Raw genomic sequence first — 13,639 nt, 5'->3', positions numbered from 1 at the left:
CCCCGAACTCTACCGCCGACGCCTGGTCATTGAGCGCCTCAACGCCTGGCTTGACGGCTTCAAGACCCTGCTCGTGCGCTACGAAACCAGCTTGCAAAACTGGCTGGCCATGCACTGGTTGGCCTTCACCGTATTGTTGCTGCGCAAAATTGCCCCATCTTCTACTTCCTAAACAGCTTCATCATGCAAACTTCATCCGGTCGCCTCGTTTTTTGTCCTTGAAATCAGGATCTTTGCTATTCCGCGGCCCGCGCATCACTTCGTTTTTCCACCCATTTCTGTTCTTCATTTGATGAAAAAATTACCCTTGCTAGCCCTGCTGCTGAGCGCGGCTGCCTGGCAGTCGGCGCAGGCGCAAACCGCCCTTACCATTGGGGCGGCCCGGGCGCAGGCCCCCGCCTACAACACGTCGGGCGCCACCGTTACGCTGCGCGGCATCGTCACCAACGGCTCCGAGCTGGGCGCCATCCGCTACATGCAGGACGGCACCGGCGGCATTGCCGTGTACTCCTCGACCAAAACTGCCGAACTGGTACCCGGCGACTCAATTCTGGTAACCGGCATCATGAAGGACTACAACGGCCTGCTGGAAATCGACCCGGTCAGCTCGCTCGAAGTGATTGCCGGCAACCGGCCGGTGCCCAAGCCGGTCGAGTTTCCGGCCAGCGGAGCCACCGCGGCCTACGCCGAGCAGTATGAGGGCCAGCTGGTGAAGCTGGTCGACGCCACCACCATCACCACTACCTCGGGCGCGCCGGTGTCGGCCTTCACCAGCACCACCTACCGCATCAGCGGCAACGCCGCCACGGTGATGTACGTGAACAAGGCCTCCAACGGGCCCGACGGCCTCATTGGCAAGCCCTCGCCCACCGGCAAGTTCGACGTGGTGGGCATCATGAGCCAGTACGCCACCAAAGCACCCACCGGCGCGGGCGGCTCGGCCGACGGCTACCAGCTGCTGCCGCGCCTCTACGCCGACTTCCAGCAGGGCAACACGCCCAACCTGCTCGGCACGCCCTACCCCACCAGCATTACCACTACCAGTTTCACGGTGAATTTCACCACCCTGAACGCCGGCAGCACCAAGCTGGAGTACGCCACCAGCCCCGCCGGCCCGTTTACGGCCGTGAATAATGTCGCCAGCACCACCGGCCACAGCCTCTCCCTCACGGGCCTGCAGCCGGCCACCATTTACTACGTGAAGGCCAGCAGTACCAACGACGTGGGCCTGTCCGAGTCGCGGGTGGTGCCCATGATTACGGCGTCGCTCTCGACGGGCAAGATGCGCACCTACTTCACCAACCCCGTGAATACGGCGCTGGCCCTGCCCGGCAACGAGGCCCTGTACCTGCCCAACGGCACCATGGCCGACACGGTAGCCCGCTACATCGGCCTGGCCCAGAAAACGCTCGACATTGCCATCTATAACTGGAACAGCCCCACGATTGTGGCGGCCGTAAATGCCGCCAAGGCCCGCGGCGTGGCCGTGCGCGTGATTTTCGAGAACGACAACGCCAACGTCAGCATCGCCAGCCTCGACGCGGCCATTCCGCGCATCGGCCGCCAGACGGTGCAGAACATCATGCACAACAAGTTTGTGGTGATTGACGCCAACAGCACCGAGCCCAAGCAGCCCTGGGTGTGGACCGGCTCGACCAACTGGACGCCCGCCCAGCTCAGCACCGACCGCAACAACTCCATTGCCATCCAGGATCAGTCGCTGGCCCGCACCTACACCGTCGAGTTCAACGAGATGTGGGGCGCCGGCACCCAGGCCACGGCCCTGTTCGGCTCGCGCAAAACCGACAACACGCCGCACTACTTCAACATTGCCGGCAAGCAGGTAGAATCGTGGTTCTCGCCCACCGACAACGTGAACGGCCGCCTGATTGAGACCATCAAAACGGCCGACCACGACCTGCACATTGCCACCATGCTGCTCACCCAGACGGATATCGGCAACGCCATTGCTGCCCAGATTCAGGCCAAGAACATGGCGGGCTGCTCGGAGATGGTGATGAACTCGATTCAGGCCAACAGCGCCGCCCAGGATATTTTCGACAACATCAAAACCGTGCTCGGCCCGCGCATCATGATCGACAAGCAGCCCGGCATTATGCACCACAAGTACGCCATCATCGACGCCACGGCCCCGACCTCGGACCCGCAGGTGTTCGTGGGCTCGCACAACTGGAGCCTGTCGGCCAACACCGAAAACGACGAGAACACGCTGATTGTGCATGATGAGCGCATTGTCAACCAGTACTACCAGGAGTTTGCCCAGCGCATTGCCGACCAGAACAACGGCGTACAGGTGTGCAACCTGGTGCTGGCCACCAAAAACGCCACCATTCAGCGCAGCAGCGTGCAGGTGTACCCTAACCCCACCAGCGGCAAATTCCGCCTGCGGGTGCAGAGCAACGCCGCCCGCACCGCCCGCGTAGTGCTGCGCGATGCCACCGGCCGCGTAGTGCTCGACCAGACCAAGCCCCTCAACGGCCAGGACGTGAGCGTAGACGCCTCGGGCCTGAAAGCCGGCCTCTACCTGGTGCAAATCGTGACGCCCGAAGCCACCCAGGTTAGCCGCGTGGTAGTGGAGTAGCCACCCAATAGTTTACAGCTTGCTGTATTGAAAAGGCGGCTCCCGAAACCGGGAGCCGCCTTTTTACTTGCGGTATAAGTCCTGCATCAAATGCAGAATGAAGGTTACTTATTGTGCCTTCCAGCGCCGTGCGGCCCACTCCTGGCGCTGCTCGGGCGTCTGGAAAGTCCAGGCCACGAGGCGGCTGATTTTCTGGCCCTGCTTCATCTCGATGGTGCGGGTTTCGGGCGAGCCGGCCAGCTTGAGAAAGTGGTAGATGCTGGGCAGGGTTTCCTTTTTGGAGATGAGTGTGCTGAACCACAGCACCCGCTCGCGCACGGCCACGCTTTGGGCCACCATGCGCTTGAGGAATCCCTCTTCGCCCCCCTCGCACCACAGCTCGGTGTTTTGCCCCCCGAAGTTGAGCACCGGCGCACCGGCTGCTTTGGCGTAGCCGAGGTTGCGGCCCTTGCGGCGGCTGCCGCTGGCGGCCTCCTCGGCCGAGGCGTGGAAGGGCGGGTTGCACACCACTAGGTCAAACTCTTCGCGGGGCTTCACGATGTCCTCGAACACGAAAGCCGGGTGGCTTTGCGCCCGCAGCTCCACCCGGTTCACCAGCGCCGGGTTGGCCGCCACCAGCGCCCTGGCCGATTTCAGCGCTACCGCATCAGTTTCCGAGCCCACGAAGCGCCAGCCGTAGGCCTTGCTGCCGATGATGGGGTACACGCAGTTGGCGCCCACGCCGATGTCGAGCACGTGCACGGCTTTATCGGTCGGCACTACTCCCGCGTTATCGGTGGCCAGCAGGTCGGCGGCGTAGTGCAGGTAGTCGGCGCGGCCGGGAATGGGTGGGCAGAGGTAACCGGCCGGCACGTCCCAGTGCTGCACGTCGTAGTGCTGCCGCAGCAGCGCCTGGTTCAGGGCCTTTACGGCGGCGGGGTTGGCGAAGTCGATGCTGTTGTCACCGGCCGGGTTGGGCACTACAAAGGCGGCCAGCGCGGGGCTGGCGGCCGTAAGCTGGGCGAAATCGTAGCGGCCGTTGTGGGGGTTGCGCGGATGCATAATCACAGATGTTGCAGATGGAATCACAGATGGTGCAGATGAAAAAGGATTCGTTCTGCCGTTGCGAATTGGCAAAGAACACACATTCTGCATCGTTTGCAGCAGTTATCCGGTTTTGCAGTTCAGACTATCGCCTAAATCCGTGGTAGCAGAACGAATCCTCTTCATCTGCACCATCTGCATCATCTGTGATTTACTTCAGCACCGCAATCGTCACGCCGTCGCCGCCACGGTCGGCGTGCTCTTCGGCGATGCTGGCTACTTCGCGGGTCTGGTGCAGGTAGTCGCGGGCAATCTGGCGGAGCACGCCGTTGCCGCGGCCGTGCAGGATTTTGATTTCCGGGATGCCCAGCATAATGGCATCATCGACGTAGCTGCGGATTTTGTTGAGGGCGTCCTCGGCCCGCTCGCCGCGCAGGTCCAGCGTGGGGTTGAAGCTGGCCATGCGGCCGGTGGTGTCGAAGCCGGAGCCCGCGTACTGGGCCGGAGCCAGGCGGGCCGCCTTTTTTTCCCGCTCCCGAATTTCGGAGCGCGTGAGCTTTTCGAGCTGGCTGATCTTGACGATGGTTTTCATGCCGCCAAACGATACCTCGGCCGTTTTGCCCTTCACGCTCATGATTTCGCCGTGGCCCTCCTGGCCCAGCAGCGCCACTTTGTCGCCGGGCTTGAGGGTGGCGGCGTCGGCCAGCTCGCGGGTGGCGCGGGCCTTAGGGGGCTCAATCTGCAGCTTCTCGCGCACGAAGGTGTCGAGCTTGCCGCGGGCCTCCTTGGTGCGCTCCTTGTCAGCCTGGCCCAGCCGGATTTCCTGGATGGTGGCCTCGATTTGCTGGTTGGTGTCGCGCAGCAGGGTTTTGGCCTGGGCTTTGGCCGTGCGCAGGGTTTCCTGGGTGGTGTCGTCGAGGTAGCGCTTGAGGTCCTGGTATTCCTGAGCGGCTTTTTTGAGGCGGCGCTCGGCTTTGGCGGCTTCGGCGGTGCGCTGCTCCAACTCGGTTTTCTCCTTTTCGAGGCCTTCGAGCAGCTGGTCGTAGCGGATTTTATCCTTGCCCACGAGCTGGCTGGCCCGCTCGACGAGCTGCTTGGGCAACCCGATTTTGCGGGCAATTTCGATGGCGAACGAGGAGCCCGGCTTGCCGATTTCGAGGCGGTAGAGCGGCTGGAGCTGGTCGGGGTCGTAGCGCATGGCCCCGTTCACGATGCCGGGCGTGCGCTCGGCGTAGTTTTTCAGGTTGGTGTAGTGCGTGGTGATGACGCCGAACGCGCGGGCGCGGTTGAGCTGCTCCAGCACGGCCTCGGCAATGGCCCCACCCAGGCTGGGCTCGGTGCCGGTACCGAATTCGTCAATCAGCACCAGGCTGCGCTTGCCGGCCAGCGTCACGAACTGCTTCATGTTCAGCAGGTGCGAGGAGTAGGTACTCAGGTCGTTTTCCAGGCTCTGCTCGTCGCCAATGTCGATGAACACATCATCGAACATACCGGCCTCCGACTTCTCGCCGGCCGGAATGAGCAGCCCGCACTGCAGCATGTACTGCACCAGCCCCACCGTCTTCATGCTCACCGACTTACCCCCGGCGTTGGGCCCCGAAATCAGCAGGATGCGCTGCTCGGCGTTCAGCTCAATATCGAGCGGCACGACTTCGCGGGGGTCGTTTTTGGCGTGGGCCAGGAAGGTGAGGTAGAGCAGCGGGTGGCGCACCTGCTGCCAGCGCAGCAGCGGCTGCGGGTGCAGCACGGGCAGCGTGGCTTCGAGGCGGCGGGCCAGCTGAGCCTTGGCCCGGATGAAGTCGATGAGGCCCAGGTACTGGTAGGCCTTGCGCAAATCCGGAATGTGGGGGCGCAGCTGGGCCGTGAGCTGGGTGAGAATGCGCATCAGCTCGCGCTGGTAGGCATTGTCGAGGTCCTTGATGTCGTTGTTGAGCTCGAACACGGCCTCGGGCTCGATGTACACCGTCTGGCCCGTGGCCGACTCGTCGTGAATCAGGCCCTTGACGCGGCGCTTATGCTCGGCCACCACCGGCAGCACCAGCCGGCCACCCCGGATGGTGGGCTCGGCGCCCTCGGGCACCCAGCCCTGCTGGCGGGCGTGGCGTAGAATGCCCGCAATCTGCTTGCGCAGCAGCATCTGCCTAGAAATCAGCTCCTGGCGCAGCTGGCGGAGCAGCGGCGAAGCATCGTCGCGGACCTGGCCCTCATCGTCCACCACCTTGTCGATGGCGGCCAGCAGGTTGCGGTCGACCTGCACGCCGATGCCCAGCAGGCGCAGCGTGGGGTACAGGTCGTCCTCGGCCCGCGAGAAAAACTGGAGCGCCTCACGAATGGTGCGCAGACTCATCTTGATGGCGAAGAACGCCGCCACATCGAGGTAGGAGCCTGGTAGGTTGGCCCGCACCAGGTACTGGTTCACATCGTGGTAGTGGCTGCCGGGGAAATCGGCGCCGCTGTTGAGCAGCTGGCGGAACTCGTCGGTTTGCAGCAGCAGCTTCTGCAGTGGCTCGGCCTGCGTCTGGAAGCTCATTTTGCTCACAAAATGACGGCCCAGGCCGCTTAAACACAACTCGTTTAGCATATCGCGCAATTGCGAAAAGCCAATTTTCTGCTCGAAATTCTGGGGAAGAATCAAATTGGGTAGTCTTGGAAATCGGAATGGAGTGTAAAGGTAAACAGGATACCGGCCGTGAAAGATTCGTTGCCGCCACTATTTTGGCTGCTACCCCAGGTATGGGAGGCGCGGCAATTGAAGTGCAAAACCTAGGCTGCGGTTTAGCAAGGAGCTGGCAGGTAGTACTAATGTGCTCCGAACGCAGGAAAGCCGGCTTCCGTTAAGCAGAAACCGGCTTTTCAATATGCATGAAATCAAGTAGGCCTTACAGTTTATCAGCTCGGTGATTATATTTACTAAAAATGGCGCCGACAGCCTGATAAATCCTATCCTTGTCTTTATTAAATACGTTGCCGTCGGTTAATCCGGAAGCGTATCCCTGCCATATTTCCTCGCCTTTTTGCCGGTCAATCATTTGCACTAAAATGCTGCCTTTGTCGAGTTTTACCTCACCCTGGCGCTGGCTGTTATAGGAGTAGGGCTCAGTAGTACCCCAATAACCCTGGCCTAGATTGTCAGTCGTTTTCAACTCGGTCGGCTGCTCAAACACGCGGAAGTTAACCACCAGGTCGCCGGTGCCGGGCTGGTAGGTGTAGCCCTTAGAAGCCATTTCGTGGGCCACCGCATCGCGCAGCATTGTTTTGAATACCAAGTCATTCAGGAAATACGTGTTGTTTTGCTCGTCTTGTACCTGCGAAGCCCAGGAGTAAGTTTTGTACTTACTGAAGTCCGGCTCATCGGTAGCATTGAGGGCGCCCGCAGTGCCGGCCCCGCCAGCAACGTCCTGGCCGCGTTGCTCGCTGCCTACCGTTACGGCCTGCTTCGATTCGCTGCAGCCAAAAGTCATTAGCGCCACACCCGTGGCCACAAGAAGGGTTTTAATAGTCATTGTATGAAAAGCTAAAAGGTAAAACCATTATATCTAGCTTTTCATACGATGCGTTGACGCTGGCGTTTAATATATTAACGTTTGGCCAAAATTTTTATATTTCATACGCCAATATATTGTTGAGTTTATTTATTCTATTAAGCTCAACAATTATAAAATGATTATCTAATTAAATTTATACACTTGCTGAAATTATATAAACACCGCTTCGGCTGATTGTAAGGTCGGACAAATAAGCAACCGTTGCCCTACATCTCCCCTTCCACCCCCAGCCCAAACAGGGCGAAATCGTACTTCACGGGGTCGAGCGGGTCGAAGGTGCGCAGGTGGGCCGTGAGGTCTTCGGCGGCCAGCCAATCGAGTTGCTTGCGCTCCAGCAAACCCAGGCGGCGGGCCACGCGCTCCACGTGCACGTCGCAGGGGCAGATGAGGTCGGCGGGCGACAGGCGCGTCCAGAGGCCGAAATCCACGCCGTGCTCATCCTCGCGCACCATCCAGCGCAGGTACATGTTCAGGCGCTTGCAGGCCGAGCCGCGGGCGGGCGTGGCCACGTGCTTGCGGGTGCGCTGGGGCACATCTTCGAGGCTGAAGAAAAGGTTGTGGAAGTTTTCCAGCCGCTCTTTTTGGGTGTTGCCTTGCAGAAACGCATCTTCCAGCGACGAGTGCTGGCCGTAGTACCAGCGCAGCCAGTGCACGAAATACAGCAGGTCGGTGTCGCAGAAGGTGCGGTGGCAGAAGCCCAGCAGCCGTTTCAGGTCGTCGTCGTGGTGCTGGGTGATGAACTGGTGGGGCGCGTTGTCCATGCGCGCCAGCAAATCCCGGCACTTGCTGATGATGGTGGGCCGCCGCCCCCAGGCCAGCACCGCCGCAAACAGGGCACTGATTTCCACGTCGGCGGGCGCCGAGAACTGGTGCGGGATACTGATGGGGTCGAGGGCAATAAAGCCGGGCTGGTCGTAGCGGCGGTACTTCTCGTCGAGCAGCGCCCGCACCTGGGCGTGGTTCATAAGGTGATTTGGTGAGGTGGTGATTTGGTGAGTTTGATGTTCGGGCGCCCCAGGGTCTGGTAGGCCTTTCGGCGTGAAATGGGCGGGTATGGTGCCATGCGTCTCCTCGAACATAAAACGCACCAAATCACCAAATCACCATCTCACCTTACGGCACGTAGCTGGTTTCGACGCGGAAGCGCTGGTCGGGGGTGGCGAGGCGCTGCACGGCGCGCTTGGAGAGGCGCAGCAGCACCTTGTCGTTTTCGCCGGTGTCGGGCAGGCGGCCGATGACGCGCACGTACACGGCCTGGCCGTTCATGATGTTGCGCACCTCCATGATGGTGCCCACGGCGGCCGTTTTGTGCAGAGCCAGGTATTTATCCGAAGCGTCGGTGGGAATGACCATGGCCAGGCCGCTTTCCGTAACGCGGCGGCCGGCTTCACTGACGCGGACCGGGGTCTCTTTGGCTTCGGGCTTGGCATCGGCAGGCTCGGGCGTAACGGCGGGCGAGGTGGCTTCGTCGCGGGCTTTGTCGCGCTCAGCGTCGCGGGCCACAGCTTTTTCGCGGGCGGTGGGGCGGGCCGTGGGGGCCACCACGGGCGCGGGTGGGCCGGCCGGACCGGATGATGAGGCCACAATCACCACTTCATCCACCCGCACACTATGGTCGGCCGCGAAGCCGTTGAGGCGGGCCAGTTCGGCGGGCGTGGTCTGGAAGCGGCGGGCAATGGCGTAGAGCGTCATGCCCGGGGCCACTTTGTATACGCGGTTGCCGTTGGCGTCGGTAGGCAGGGCGCGCACGGCAGCAGTGGCCGTGGCGGGCGCCGGCGCGGCTTTGGCCGGGGTTGCCGGGGCGGGCGTGAGCACTACCCGGGTACGCGGGATGAGCACGATCTGGCCCAGATTGAGCTGGCCTTTCTGCCCCGAATTGGCTTCTACGATGTCTTCAACGGGCACTTTGTAGCGGCGCGAGAGGCCGTAAATGGTTTCGCCGGCCGTTACGCGGTGGCGAATGAGCAGCTTGTTGTTGCGGTACTCGACCCCGATGGAATCGGGCGGGGCAACCGGCGCGGGGGCCGCCCACGCGGAAAGGCCGGAGAGGACGAGGGCGGCGGTCAGCAACGAAAATCGGGACATAGGGGAGCAGTACACAAAGCGGGCAGGTGGGCCGAAGCCGGCACCGCCGCATAAACTTTGCCTAAAGTTACGGATTCGGGCTTTAGTACCGGTCCAATCGGCCAAAAGCCGTTTATGTAGCGGGCACCCGGCTGGTGGTGGCCAGTGGTTCGCGGTTTTGCCGTTTCTTGCGCCTCGGCTTTCTCATTTCGCTCCTATGCTCGCCATCGGCATCATCCCCGCCCGCTACGCCTCCACCCGCCTGCCCGGCAAACCGCTCATCGACCTCGGCGGCCAGACCATGATAGAACGGGTAGTGCGCCAGGCCCGGCAGGCCAACCTACAGCGGGTAGTGGTGGCCACCGACGACGAACGGATTCTGGCCCACGTGCGCGGCTTCGGCGGCGAGGCCGTGCTCACGAGCCCCGACCATCCCAGCGGCACCGACCGGGTGCGCGACGCCTACGAGCAGCTGGGCGTGCAGGCCGACTGCATCGTGAACATTCAGGGCGACGAGCCATTCATTCACCCCGATCAGATAAACGCGTTGCTGGCCTTGTTTGCCAACCCCGAAACCCAAATCGGGACGCTGGTAAAGCCGGTTGTCAGCCAAGAGGAACTGCTGAGCCCGCACCTGCCCAAAGTGGTGCTTGACAGCCGGGGCCGGGCGCTATACTTCAGCCGCCATCCCCTGCCCTACCAGCGCCAGTACCCACAAAGTGAGTGGCTGGCCCACCACCGTTACCTGCGCCACATCGGCCTCTACGCCTACCGCCCCGAGGTATTGCGCGCCCTCACCCAGCTCCCGCCTTCGCCCCTGGAGCTGGCCGAGAGCCTCGAACAGCTCCGCTGGCTCGAAGCCGGCTACCTCATCCAGACGGCCGAAACCGAGCTGGAAACGATTGGCATTGATACGCCGGAGGACGTAGAACGGGCGCTGCGTTTTATTGCGGGTTGAAACAGACTCACGCAGAACGGCCGTAGCGCGAAGCTCCCGCTTCGCGTATCGTTGAACGACGTCGTTTGGTAGTCAGCAACGACCCGCGAAGCGGGAACTGCGGGCTACGGTCGTTCCACGCAAATCCTATAGGAACAGGAAATGGCCGTTGAACAGCTCCCGAGCGGGGCGTTCAACGGCCATTTTTGATGCATAACCCTTCTACTTCGCCACTATGCTAATGGCATAGCCGCCGCCGGGGGCGCAGTACTGCTTGAGTTTGCTCTTGCTGGTGACGGTGATTTTGCGGATGGCGTAGGCCTGCGGGTTGGTTTCGTAGTGGGCGCCCTTGCCGTCGGCGTAGATGGTGGCCTCGTACTTTTTGCCCGGCTGCAGGAAGCTGAAGCTGATGTTGCTGGTGCGGCCCTGCTCGTCGCAGGTGCTGCCGATAAACCAGTTGCTGCCGCCTTTTTGCAGCCGCGCAATGGTGATGTAGTCGCCGGGCTCGGCTTCGAGGATGCGGGTGTCGTCCCAGTCCACGGGTACGTCTTCGATGAACTGGAAGGCGTCGAGGAACTTGTTGTAGGTTTCGGGCAGGTCGGCGGCCATTTGCAGCGGGCTGTACATGGTTACGTACAGGGCCAGCTGCCGGGCTAGGGTGCTGTGCACAAACGAGTTATTCTTCGGGTTATAGGCGCTGATGCGGGTCTGGAAGATACCCGGCGTGTAGTCCATCGGGCCACCCACGAGGCGGGTGAAGGGCAGAATGGTGGTGTGGTCGGCGTTGTTGCCGCCGAACGACTCGTACTCGGTGCCGCGGGCCGACTCGTTGCCGATGAGGTTGGGGTAGGTGCGGGCCAGACCTGTGGGGCGCACGGCCTCGTGGGCATTCACCATGATGCGGTGCTTGGCGGCCTCGGTGATGGCGTAGAGGTAGTGGTTGTTCATCCACTGGCCATAGTGGTACTCGCCCAGCGGCAGAATGTCGCCCACGTAGCCGCTTTTCACGGCGTCGTAGCCGTACTTATTCATCAGCGTGTACGCCTTTTCCAGGTGGCGCTCGTAGTTGCGCACGGCCCCGCTGGTTTCGTGGTGCATGATGAGCTTCACGCCCTTGCTGTGGGCGTAGCGGTTGAGCTCGGCAATGTCGAAATCGGGGTACGGGGTTACGAAATCGAACACGTACTCCTTGTGCTTACCGAACCAGTCTTCCCAGCCGGTATTCCAGCCCTCGACCAGCACAGCGTCGATTTTATGCTTCGCGGCGAAGTCGATGTACTCCTTCACGTGGGCCGTGTTGGCGGCGTGCGTGCCGTTGGGCTGCACTTTGGCGTAGTCGATGGAGTCGAGCTTGATGTTTTCCTGGTTGGTGTACGACCACGAACTTTTGCCCGTAATCATCTCCCACCACACGCCTACGTACTTGATGGGCTTTATCCAGCTGGTGTCGGTGTATTTGGTGGGCTCGTTGAGGTTGAGCACCAGCTTGGATTCGAGGATGCCGGCGGCCCGGTCGGAGACGATAACCGTGCGCCAGGGCGAGAGGCTGGGCGTCTGGAGGTTGCCCTTGTTGCCCTGGGCGTCGGGTGTGAGGTGGGCGTTGAGCGTGAAGGTCTGGTCGTCGAGGTCGAGCGAGAGGGTCGAATAGTCAATCAGCGCGGCCTCGTGGATGTTGATGTAGAGCCCATCCTGGCTTTTGAGCATCAGCGGCGTTTGCAGGCCGGTGGGCGAAAACGTGGTCTGCGAGGCATTAGGCGTTACGGCCGCCTTCATCAGCCCGCGCACCTCCGAGAGCCGGGAGGTGACGGTGCTGTACTCCTGGGTGTCGTAGTCGCCGGGCAGCCAGAACGCCTTGTGGTCGCCGGCCAGGGCAAACTGGGTTTTCTCCTCCTTCACCACGAAATAGCCCAGCTCGGGCTGGCGCGGAAACTCGTAGCGGAAGCCCAGCCCGTCATCGAACAGCCGAAACCGCACCAGCATGGTGCGTTTGGTGGCGGGCTGGGTGAGCGTGAGGGCCAGCTCGTTGTAGTGGTTGCGGATGGTTTTCACCTCGCCCCACACCGGGTTCCAGCTCTCGTCGATGGCTTTACGCACGGCGTCGGTCTGCACGAAACCGTTGGTGAGGCTGGGCGTGTCTTTGAGTTCCAGACCCAGCTGACTGGGCTTAAGCACTGCCCGGCCTTTATAGGTGAGGCTGTAGGTGGGCGTGCCGTCGGCCGTCAGGTTTACCCGTAGCGTCAGCTGCTTATCGGGCGACTGGAGCTGCTCTTCGGCGCGGGCCAGCGTGGCGGTGGTCCACAGAAACAGGAGCAGCAGCAGGCTGCGGCCGGAGCGCCATAAAACGCAGGAAGAAAGCATAGGTGCGGAGTGAAGTAACAGGAGTTGGCCAACCAGCCTTTAGCAAGCGCAAGTTCGGCCCCTGCCGCCGCCCCGGCTACCAGTGCGTTGCCCGTTGCTCGCGCCCCATTGACTATTTGGGCGGGAGACGTGAGGCAATGAACGTCATTCAGAGCGCAGCGAAGAATCTCGCGTGCCACAGTAATTCCTGACGACGGGGTTACCATGGCACGCGAGATTCTTCGCTCCGCTCAGAATGACACTCCCCTTATCACCTCATACCTCCATCACCAAAAAAACCCTACTCCTGCTGGTGAGCTTTGCGCTGAATGTGGTGCTCGGCGGCGGTGCGGTGCTCGTCCTTCATCTCGCGGGAGAGGAAGAAGTTGAGGGCGGTTCGGATGACGGCAATGGCGCCGAGCTTGCCGATCTGCTCCCAACTTGGGGCGATGGTGGTAGACAGGATATCGGCCCCGAGCTGAAACTCCAGCGCCAGCGCGAGGTAGCGGGCCAGCGTAAGCCGAATGGCGTTGAAATCGGCCGTCTGGCGCCGGAGCAGGGCTTTGGCAAACAGCACGCCCGCCAGGATAATACCCAGCACAATGATGCCGGCACCGATGGCTTCGGCCCCCAGCTTCAGCCACAGCACAATGTGCACCACCGCGTCTTCGACCTGGGTGTACGCGTTGGAAACGTTCGGAAGTACAGTGTCAGCCATCGGTAGCGGGCAAGATGGAGAAAAACAAAGTGTACGGCCGTGGCGGGCGGCATGGTTGGTCTCGGGCAGCTTTTTTAGCCGCTGCGTTTCGCCTTGTAGCCCTTCTCCAGCAGGAGGGCCAGCACTTTGTCGCGGAAGTCGCCCTGGATGAGGATTTCGCCGTCTTTGGCGCTGCCGCCCACGCCGCAACGGCTCTTGAGCAGCTTGCCCAGCTCCTGCAAGTCGCCTTCCTGGCCCACGAAGCCGGTTATCAGCGTTACCTGCTTGCCCCCGCGGGCTTTTTTATCGAGCTGCACGCGCAGCTGCTGCTGCTGGGGCGGCAGCGTGGCGGCCGTTTCGTTGCCGGGCTCGTTGTAGCTGAAATCGGGGTTGGTGGAGTACACCACGCCCTGCCGGTTGTTTTTCATAAGTGA

10 protein-coding genes are annotated in these 13,639 nt (G+C 61.6%); 2 read left to right on the top strand and 8 right to left on the bottom strand.

Going from position 1 to position 13,639, the window contains the following annotated elements:
- Positions 1 to 292 precede the first annotated feature (292 nt).
- Positions 293 to 2,602, top strand: coding sequence for a phospholipase D-like domain-containing protein (locus tag H145_RS0110860; protein ID WP_019948173.1), 2,310 nt, complete (start codon positions 293 to 295; stop codon positions 2,600 to 2,602).
- Positions 2,603 to 2,710: 108 nt separating this feature from the next.
- On the opposite strand, the gene rlmF is transcribed toward H145_RS0110860, so the two are convergent.
- The 5 genes from rlmF to H145_RS0110835 form a co-directional block, all read right to left on the bottom strand.
- Complete coding sequence (rlmF, locus tag H145_RS0110855; RefSeq protein WP_019948172.1) at positions 2,711 to 3,643, bottom strand: 23S rRNA (adenine(1618)-N(6))-methyltransferase RlmF; 933 nt, start codon at positions 3,641 to 3,643, stop codon at positions 2,711 to 2,713.
- A 193-nt stretch (positions 3,644 to 3,836) separates the two neighbouring features.
- Complete coding sequence (locus tag H145_RS0110850) at positions 3,837 to 6,260, bottom strand: endonuclease MutS2 (RefSeq protein WP_019948171.1); 2,424 nt, start codon at positions 6,258 to 6,260, stop codon at positions 3,837 to 3,839.
- A gap of 244 nt (positions 6,261 to 6,504) precedes the next feature.
- Complete coding sequence (locus tag H145_RS0110845) at positions 6,505 to 7,128, bottom strand: DUF4136 domain-containing protein (protein WP_019948170.1); 624 nt, start codon at positions 7,126 to 7,128, stop codon at positions 6,505 to 6,507.
- Between the two features lie 248 nt (positions 7,129 to 7,376).
- A complete protein-coding gene (locus H145_RS0110840; RefSeq protein WP_019948169.1) occupies positions 7,377 to 8,135 on the bottom strand; it encodes a TIGR02757 family protein in 759 nt (252 codons plus the stop codon).
- A 148-nt stretch (positions 8,136 to 8,283) separates the two neighbouring features.
- The gene (locus H145_RS0110835; RefSeq protein ID WP_083937762.1) at positions 8,284 to 9,255 is read right to left on the bottom strand and encodes a LysM peptidoglycan-binding domain-containing protein; all 972 of its coding nucleotides are present in this window, start codon (positions 9,253 to 9,255) and stop codon (positions 8,284 to 8,286) included.
- Positions 9,256 to 9,451: 196 nt separating this feature from the next.
- On the opposite strand from H145_RS0110835, the gene kdsB reads away from it, so the two are divergent.
- Positions 9,452 to 10,192: a 3-deoxy-manno-octulosonate cytidylyltransferase gene (gene kdsB, locus H145_RS0110830; protein WP_019948167.1), complete on the top strand. Its 741-nt coding sequence runs from the start codon at positions 9,452 to 9,454 to the stop codon at positions 10,190 to 10,192.
- 201 nt (positions 10,193 to 10,393) lie between these two features.
- Here the strand turns inward: kdsB and H145_RS0110825 are convergent, their stop codons facing one another.
- The 3 genes from H145_RS0110825 to H145_RS0110815 all read right to left on the bottom strand — a co-directional run bounded on the left by H145_RS0110825 (position 10,394) and on the right by H145_RS0110815 (position 13,633).
- Entirely contained in the window at positions 10,394 to 12,529 is a 2,136-nt protein-coding gene (locus H145_RS0110825; protein ID WP_019948166.1) for a glycoside hydrolase family 97 protein, read from the bottom strand.
- A 280-nt stretch (positions 12,530 to 12,809) separates the two neighbouring features.
- Positions 12,810 to 13,226, bottom strand: coding sequence for a DUF1622 domain-containing protein (locus H145_RS0110820; protein ID WP_019948165.1), 417 nt, complete (start codon positions 13,224 to 13,226; stop codon positions 12,810 to 12,812).
- A gap of 74 nt (positions 13,227 to 13,300) precedes the next feature.
- A complete protein-coding gene (locus H145_RS0110815; RefSeq protein ID WP_019948164.1) occupies positions 13,301 to 13,633 on the bottom strand; it encodes a translation initiation factor in 333 nt (110 codons plus the stop codon).
- Between the last annotated feature and the right edge of the window lie 6 nt (positions 13,634 to 13,639).

This window comes from Hymenobacter aerophilus DSM 13606 (genome assembly GCF_000382225.1).
GTDB lineage: Bacteria > Bacteroidota > Bacteroidia > Cytophagales > Hymenobacteraceae > Hymenobacter > Hymenobacter aerophilus.
This window is presented reverse-complemented; position numbering and strand designations above follow the sequence as displayed.

Excerpts from the sequence above, each read along its gene's own strand:
- H145_RS0110835 (WP_083937762.1), bottom strand. The coding sequence starts at position 9,255 with ATGTCCCGATTTTCGTTGCTGACCGCCGCCCTCGTCCTCTCCGGCCTT.
- H145_RS0110820 (WP_019948165.1), bottom strand. The coding sequence starts at position 13,226 with ATGGCTGACACTGTACTTCCGAACGTTTCCAACGCGTACACCCAGGTC.
- rlmF (WP_019948172.1), bottom strand. The coding sequence starts at position 3,643 with ATGCATCCGCGCAACCCCCACAACGGCCGCTACGATTTCGCCCAGCTT.
- H145_RS0110860 (WP_019948173.1), top strand. The coding sequence starts at position 293 with ATGAAAAAATTACCCTTGCTAGCCCTGCTGCTGAGCGCGGCTGCCTGG.
- H145_RS0110815 (WP_019948164.1), bottom strand. The coding sequence starts at position 13,633 with ATGAAAAACAACCGGCAGGGCGTGGTGTACTCCACCAACCCCGATTTC.
- H145_RS0110840 (WP_019948169.1), bottom strand. The coding sequence starts at position 8,135 with ATGAACCACGCCCAGGTGCGGGCGCTGCTCGACGAGAAGTACCGCCGC.
- H145_RS0110825 (WP_019948166.1), bottom strand. The coding sequence starts at position 12,529 with ATGCTTTCTTCCTGCGTTTTATGGCGCTCCGGCCGCAGCCTGCTGCTG.
- H145_RS0110845 (WP_019948170.1), bottom strand. The coding sequence starts at position 7,128 with ATGACTATTAAAACCCTTCTTGTGGCCACGGGTGTGGCGCTAATGACT.
- kdsB (WP_019948167.1), top strand. The coding sequence starts at position 9,452 with ATGCTCGCCATCGGCATCATCCCCGCCCGCTACGCCTCCACCCGCCTG.